At 53.5% G+C, this 7,166-nt stretch carries 7 protein-coding genes and 1 pseudogene; all 8 read left to right on the top strand.

Going from position 1 to position 7,166, the window contains the following annotated elements:
- Positions 1 to 386, top strand: a 386-nt coding sequence (pilM, locus tag VTU_RS0103785) for a pilus assembly protein PilM (RefSeq protein WP_010100930.1), incomplete at its 5' end; no start/stop codon positions are given.
- Positions 383 to 1,000: a PilN domain-containing protein gene (locus VTU_RS0103780; protein WP_010100929.1), complete on the top strand. Its 618-nt coding sequence runs from the start codon at positions 383 to 385 to the stop codon at positions 998 to 1,000. The genes pilM and VTU_RS0103780, both read left to right, overlap by 4 nt.
- Position 1,001: 1 nt before the next feature.
- Positions 1,002 to 1,646: pseudogene (locus VTU_RS25550) on the top strand (type IV pilus inner membrane component PilO); the annotation flags it as partial.
- Between the two features lie 13 nt (positions 1,647 to 1,659).
- Positions 1,660 to 2,202: a pilus assembly protein PilP gene (locus VTU_RS0103770; protein WP_029554078.1), complete on the top strand. Its 543-nt coding sequence runs from the start codon at positions 1,660 to 1,662 to the stop codon at positions 2,200 to 2,202.
- A complete protein-coding gene (locus VTU_RS0103765; protein ID WP_010100922.1) occupies positions 2,199 to 4,328 on the top strand; it encodes a type IV pilus secretin PilQ in 2,130 nt (709 codons plus the stop codon). Before VTU_RS0103770 ends, VTU_RS0103765 begins: the two co-directional genes overlap by 4 nt.
- Positions 4,329 to 4,350: 22 nt before the next feature.
- Positions 4,351 to 5,529 (top strand): hypothetical protein, encoded by a 1,179-nt coding sequence (locus VTU_RS32450; protein ID WP_138927783.1) that lies wholly within the window; start codon positions 4,351 to 4,353, stop codon positions 5,527 to 5,529.
- A 190-nt stretch (positions 5,530 to 5,719) separates the two neighbouring features.
- The gene (gene aroB / locus VTU_RS0103760; RefSeq protein ID WP_029554076.1) at positions 5,720 to 6,811 is read left to right on the top strand and encodes a 3-dehydroquinate synthase; all 1,092 of its coding nucleotides are present in this window, start codon (positions 5,720 to 5,722) and stop codon (positions 6,809 to 6,811) included.
- Between the two features lie 63 nt (positions 6,812 to 6,874).
- Positions 6,875 to 7,166: LysE/ArgO family amino acid transporter (locus VTU_RS0103755; protein ID WP_010100919.1), on the top strand; the 292-nt coding region annotated here is incomplete at its 3' end.

The following is a 7,166-nucleotide window of genomic DNA, read 5'->3' as shown; positions in this document are numbered from 1 at the left end:
TGACGCAGTTGATCATGCGCCAATATGGCTTTTCGGTGGAGGAGGCAGAAAACAAGAAGCGCAGTGGCGATCTTCCCGACGATTATCAATTTGTCGTGCTGCGTCCGTTTGCTGACAGCTTGGCGCAAGAAATTGGCAGGGCTTTGCAGTTCTTCTTTACCAGCACAGCACATAGCCGTGCGGACCACATCCTGCTCGCAGGAGGCTCGGCTCCTTTGACGGGGCTCACCGAGGCAGTCACCCAACAAACCGGAATTGCGTGCAGCGTGGCCAATCCCTTCGATGGCATGGAAATGGGAAATTCCGTTCGATTGAAAAAATTGGTGCGTGAAGCGCCGTCCTACTTGACATCTTGCGGTCTTGCCATGCGGAGATTCTTGCAGTGATACTGATTAACTTGCTACCCCACCGGGAGGAAGCCCGGAAACGCCGCAAGGAGGCGTTCAAGGGCATGTTGTTTGCGTCGTTTCTCTGCGGGTTGGCGATTTCTGGCGCCATTTATTGGTGGTTTCAGATGCTGATCGCGGATCAGCAGGTCAGGAACGGCTTTCTTCAGCAGGAAATCAAGACTCTGGAAGGGCAGATCAAGGAAATCGCGACCATAGAAGACGACATTGCTGCGTTGCGTGCTCGGCAAAAAGCCGTAGAAGATCTCCAGTCAGACAGAAACCTGCCTGTCCACCTGCTGAATGAATTGGTCAAGCAATTGCCGGACGGGGTATATGTTACAGGGATCAAACAAGCAGAGAAAACGATTGCCATGCAGGGAATGGCCCAGTCGAATGAGCGGGTGTCCGAGCTGCTGCACAATCTTGCTGAGAATTCAGCATGGATGGCCAAGCCTGATTTGACAGAAATCGTTAACGGAACAATTCCCCTGGGTCAGAGTCAAGGTAATCGGCAGGTTCCTGCCTTCAACCTCAAGTTTCAAATGGTTCGGGAGAGTGACGCCAAAAAAACAGCCGCTGCCGCGAATGCTGCTTCGCCGGGAGGAAAGTGACATGGCGAAAGAGAAAGAAAACTCCATCAGCTTTGCTGAACGGATGGATATAGTTCAGCGACAATTCAAAAATCTGGATCCGAAAGATCCTTCCAATTGGCCAACGGTCCCCAGGATGGCCCTCTTTTTGTTGATAGTCGTGGCTGTTGCATTTGTCGCATGGTTTGTTTTCTTGAAGGACTATGAGACCGAATTGGACGGTGAGCGCAGCAAGGAGGCCACCGCGCGGGATGAATTTCAAAAAAATTTGGTCAAGGCAGTCAATTTGGAGAGCTTGAAAAAACAGAGGGAGCAGATTCAACATTACGTCGTGCAGTTGGAAAAACAGCTGCCCAACAAAGCTGAAATGGCAGACCTGGTTTCGGATATAACCAAGTCCGGCGCGAGTCGAAATCTGAAGTTTGACCTTTTCAAACCCGGTCAGGTTGCTGTCAAAGATTATTACGCTGAACTTCCCATAGCAATTCGTGTGACGGGGAAGTACCACGATATTGGCGCTTTCGCATCGGATGTGGCTCATCTTTCGCGCATCGTGACGCTCAACAACATATCCATTACACCGGTGAACGATGCGCTGGCGATGGAGGTTACAGCCCGCACTTACAGATATCTGGACCCCGGAGAAGTTCAAGCTCAGAAAAAAGCGGGGGTGCCAAGTGATGAAAGCCCGTCGAGCGTTACTTTCAGTCTTGCTGGCATTCATCTTGTCGGGTTGCGGTCCCGCAGGGCAGGAGGAGTTGCACCAGTGGATGGCGGATCAGCGAGCCAATGCAAGGCCTGGTGTCAAACCTTTGGAAGAGCCCAAAAAATTCGTCCCTGAATCATATACACAGGGCGATGCGACAGAGCCCTTCAACGCGCTCAGATTGACCCAGATCTTGCAACGCGATTCCGGACAGACTGCATCCAACTCGGCGTTGGTTGCTCCCGAGATGGCCCGACGCAAAGAGCCTTTGGAAGTATTTGCGTTGGAGTCGATAGCCATGGTGGGCAGTTTGAACAAAGAGGATACGCCCACTGCATTGTTGCGAATTGATAATTTGATCTATCAGGTTAAAATCGGAAACTACCTGGGAAAAAATTATGGGAAAATCGTCAAAATAACCGAGTCTTCGATTCAATTGCGTGAAATAGTGCAGGACACAACCGGGGATTGGGTGGAGCGCTCAGCGTCGCTTGACCTGCAAGAGGGTAAAAAATGAAACACAATAATGGTTTGTTTATGAATTTCTTCCGTAACGCTGCTATGGGAGTCTTTATTGCAATCCTTTCTTTTGCTGCGGCTGCACAGGTGGAAATCAACGCGCTTGCATCCAGCGTACAAGGCGGAGTGGAGGTCTTGAAGATCGACTTTTCTGATGCTCTGGCGAAACCTCCAACGGGGTTTGCAACGCAGTCGCCGGCACGCATCGCACTTGACTTTCAAGGGGTTTCCAATTCCACGGGAAAATCCGTACACGAGATGAATCTTGGAAATTTGAAATCTGTGAATATCGTTCAAACCAGCGGGCGCACGCGTGTGATTTTGAATTTGAAATCACCATCATCCTACCATACCGATATCCAAGGGAAATCGCTTGTTTTGTCTTTGGGGTCAGCAGCTGCTGCGTCTTCTGCCGCGGCGACTCCTGCGGCCAACGTTTCTGAAAATGAAAGTGGCGAAATATCATCCTTGAAGGATATTGATTTTCGCCGTGGCACCGATGGCTCTGGTCGTGTGATCGTCAATCTGGCCAGCACACAGGTTGGAGTGGATCTTCAACAGCAGCCAAAGGGAATCGTGATCGAATTCTTGCATTCCTCTCTGCCTGAAGGATTGCGTCGGCGCCTCGATGTGAGCGATTTTGGAACGCCCGTGCAAACGGTGACTACGACACAATCAGGCGAGCGTGTCCGCATGCTGATCGAATCTACCGGAGATTGGGAGCACAGTGCATATCAGAGTGACAATCAGTTCGTTGTCGAAATCCGTCAAAAGAAGGTGGACCTGAGCAAACTGACACAAGGCCCAGGATACTCTGGTGAGAAGCTTTCGCTGAATTTTCAGAATATTGAAGTGAGATCGCTGCTGCAAGTGATCGCTGACTTCACGAATTTCAATATCGTGACTTCGGACACGGTTGGGGGCACTCTTACGCTGCGACTCAAGGACGTGCCCTGGGATCAGGCGCTCCAGATCATCATGGATGCCAGAGGTCTGGGTATGCGCAAATCCGGGTCCGTAATATGGATTGCGCCGAAGGATGAAATTGACGCCCGAACCAAGAAGGAATTCGAGGCGGCGCAGGCAATACAGCGGATTGAACCCCTGAGGACGCAGGCATTTCAACTCAATTACGCGAAAGCAGCCGATCTCATTACGCAGCTCTCGGCTGGTGGCGGTGGCGCGCAGGCCTCGCGTTTTCTTTCAGAACGTGGAAGTGCGATTTCTGAGCCCAGGACGAATCAGCTGTTTGTCACGGATACCCCCGGTAAACTGGAGGAGGTTCGTCTGCTCTTGGCCAATCTGGATATCCCCGTCCGCCAGGTTTTGATTGAGGCACGCATTGTGGAGGCCCGTGATTCGTTTGGCCGTTCGCTGGGTGTGCGCCTGGGGGCAACCGACTTGCGCGCGAGTCGCGGAGGAGACGGTGGCTACGGAATTGGTGGGAATAACCGGGTGGCTTTTGGCACTTCGTACAATAATGCAATTGCCTCCAGCGGTGCGGGAGGAAACACGAGCACCAATGGGAACTTTGTAAATCTTCCCGCCAGCATTTCGACTGAGAGCAGTGTCGGAAGTTTCGCACTTTCCATCTTCAACGCTGCCGCCAACAGGTTCCTGAACCTGGAACTATCCGCGATGGAGGCCGATGGAAAAGGTCGTATCGTTTCAAGCCCACGAATCATCACGGCGGACCAAACCAAGGCGCTGATTGAGCAGGGTACGGAATACCCTTATTCCGTGACGGCGCCCAATGGTGCAACTACGCTGGCGTTCAAGAAAGCAGTGCTGAAACTGGAGGTGACGCCACAAATCACCCCGGAAGGAAGCATAATTCTTGACTTGGACGTGAACAAGGATAGTCGAGGGGAATCCACAGATCAGGGTGTTGCCATCGACACAAAGCACATCAAAACCCAAATCTTGATTGAAAATGGCGGGACAGTAGTAATTGGCGGAATTTTCGAGATGGAAGAAACGAATCAGGAAAGCAGGATTCCATTCATCGGTGATATTCCTGTGCTGGGAAATCTGTTCAAAAAGAGAACCAAAGAATCAACGAAGCGCGAGATGTTGGTATTCATTACTCCGAAAGTCATTTCGGACAATGGGCCGAAGAGGTAATTTGCTAACCATAGAGACGATCATGAAAAATACCCTTAAATTTTTGTTCGTGCTTGTTGCCATTGTGGTGGCGGCCTGTGGTGGTGGAAATAGTGGTACGCCCAACGGACCTGCTGCCACCTTGAGAGTGCAGCCTCGGATTGATAGTGTTATCCTTCCTGTAGGGGGCGGTTGGTGGGAGGCGACCCAGATACGCGGAGGGACAAAGCCTTACGATACATTTAACAATGTGGGTGGCTTGGAAGCCAAGGTGGAGGATGACGTTCTATGGATTCGTGCTTATGGAACAGGAAAGGAGGGTGAAATCGTTGTTTACGACGAGAGTTTGCCTTCCCAACAGGTGAAAATCAAGGGCGCTACACAGGCCGTTCCGATGAGCAGCAACGCCGGCGAGTCGTTTAGTTTGGCCGCAGGTCAATCCCGGCAGTTCAATGTCAGGGGGGGTATCCCTGGATACACGGTCATCAGTTCCAATCCCGGTGCGGTAGTTGCCAGCATTTCTCGTTCGGCCGTTGTCACAGTCACGGCCCAGTCCATAGCGGGTGACTCCGATATCGTGGTAACTGATGCAACTGGAGTGGCAACTCTGAAGGTCAAAGTGACGGTGCAACTCTCTGCGTCTCCTGCGCTGAAGGCCGATCCTGTATCGATTACTGCTCCTGCAAATACAATCCATGAGGTGCTCATCTCTGGCGGTACCGCTCCCTATACCGTGAAATCTGCTGTGACATTTGACAATACAAGGGACAGCAACACGAACCTGGCCACGGCGTCCATTTCAGGTTCGGTGGTCACCATTACACTGGTTGCTGCGGGATTGGCCAGAGTTGTTGTCACGGACAGTGTTGGCCAGTCAACTACCATTTCGGTAACGATCAACCCGGACCTGATCAAGGTTGCACCTATCAAATATGATGTCAACGAGAATTTCAGGGGGGACATTTTATTCCTGATCGATGGTGGTACAAAACCTTATGCACCACTGTTCAGCTTGGACGATCAACCGTTCATCAGGATAACAATGAATAATGCTAATCCTAATCCCAATATGATTGTCACCGTGGAGCGGTGTGTAGATGCGGACAGAGTTATTCCAATCGACATATATGACACCAAATTGATAAGACAGACGGTGACGTTGACCATCAAGAATGGTACTGCACAATGCGTCGACCGCATCCGACCACCAGCACCACCGTGATGTTGAGCATCAAGAATGATGCCTCACGGAGATGTACAGATCCTCCAGCGTAAACACCAACGACACTGGCATGACATGCAAAAGGACCAGTCCATCCGGATGGATCCTTTTGCTTGAGAATAAGATCTCTTGTTCGATGGATTTTGCACTGCGACACGAATGGACATTGTCATGATATTTTTGGCTTCCCATGCACTCAGTTGAAATATCCTTGGGCGATCGCAGCTACCCTATAGTGATTGGTTCACGCATCTTCCCGGATGGGCTCCCGCTATTGGCTGATATCCGATCCACCACCGCCGTGGTGGTAAGCAACACCACGGTGGCGCGCCTGCACCTGGCTGGGTGGACGGCATTCTTGGCGACGGTTTATCCGCAGGTTCGGGTGCTTGAACTGCCGGATGGTGAGGAGTTCAAGAATGGGAACTCTTTGGACCGCATATTTACGGCCTTGCTGGAATGGGGCTGTGATCGCAAGACGGTGTTGTTTGCCCTGGGTGGCGGGGTCATCGGGGACGTGACCGGTTTTGCCGCCGCAACCTATATGCGCGGCATTGCCTTCGTCCAAATTCCTACCACCTTGCTGGCCCAGGTCGATTCTTCGGTGGGGGGGAAAACCGCGATCAACCATCGGCTCGGGAAAAACATGATCGGGGCCTTCTACCAGCCCCGGCTCGTCATTTGTGATCTGGACATGCTGGCTACCTTGCCGCAAAGGGAGTTGAGCGCCGGTTTGGCCGAGGTCATCAAATACGGTCCGATCGCCGACATGGCCTTGATGGACTGGCTGGAGGCTTCCCTGGACGCCGTGCTGGCCAAGGACCGTGGGGCGTTGGCGCATGTCGTACGGCGCAGCTGCGAGATCAAGGCCTGGGTCGTCGGACAGGACGAAAAGGAAACCGGATTGCGCGCCATCCTGAATTTCGGCCACACCTTTGCCCATGCGATCGAAGCGGGCATGGGCTACGGTGTCTGGCTTCACGGCGAAGCCGTTGCCGCGGGCATGGTGATGGCTGCAGAGCTTTCGCGCAGACTGGGACTGGTCGATGGTTTTTTCGTTCAGCGTCTGACAACCCTGATTCAGCGCGCCGGCCTGCCTGTCCGGGGGCCGGTCATCGATGCGGCGGATAACGCAGGGCGGTACCTCGATCTGATGCGCGTCGACAAGAAGTCCGAAGCAGGAGAGATTCGCTTCGTGGTGATCGATGGACCAGGCAAGGCCGCGCTGCGTACCGCCTCCGACGCGCTGGTGCGCGAGGTCATTGGCGCTTGCTGCGGGTGAGTGCGGTTGTGGCGTGGGGGTTGCGCCCATGCGGGACATCGGGCCGCGTGAATAATCGGGCGCATGACGATTCTTCACGCCTGCGTCCATGGCTTCTCGTCGGGCGCCATGCTCATCATTGCCATCGGGGCGCAGAACGTTTTCGTGCTGCGCCAGGGGCTGCGGCGCGAGCATGTGTTCGGGGTGGTGCTGGTGTGCGCGCTGTCCGACGCCATCCTGATTCAGGTTGGTGTCTGGGGCCTGGGCGCCACGGCGTTGGCGTGGCCTGCGCTGGCGTCGGCGCTCCGGTGGCTGGGCGCGGCGTTCCTGTTGCTCTACGCCCTCCGGGCGGCGGCGCGCGCATGGCGCCCCGGGG

Source organism: Verminephrobacter aporrectodeae subsp. tuberculatae At4 (assembly GCF_000193225.1).
In the GTDB taxonomy this organism is placed as follows: domain Bacteria; phylum Pseudomonadota; class Gammaproteobacteria; order Burkholderiales; family Burkholderiaceae_C; genus Acidovorax; species Acidovorax aporrectodeae.
This window is presented reverse-complemented; position numbering and strand designations above follow the sequence as displayed.

What these genes read in the sequence shown, in the direction of transcription:
- VTU_RS0103770 (WP_029554078.1), top strand. Translation starts at nt 1,660, where the DNA reads ATGAAAGCCCGTCGAGCGTTACTTTCAGTCTTGCTGGCATTCATCTTG.
- VTU_RS0103765 (WP_010100922.1), top strand. Translation starts at nt 2,199, where the DNA reads ATGAAACACAATAATGGTTTGTTTATGAATTTCTTCCGTAACGCTGCT.
- VTU_RS32450 (WP_138927783.1), top strand. Translation starts at nt 4,351, where the DNA reads ATGAAAAATACCCTTAAATTTTTGTTCGTGCTTGTTGCCATTGTGGTG.
- aroB (WP_029554076.1), top strand. Translation starts at nt 5,720, where the DNA reads ATGCACTCAGTTGAAATATCCTTGGGCGATCGCAGCTACCCTATAGTG.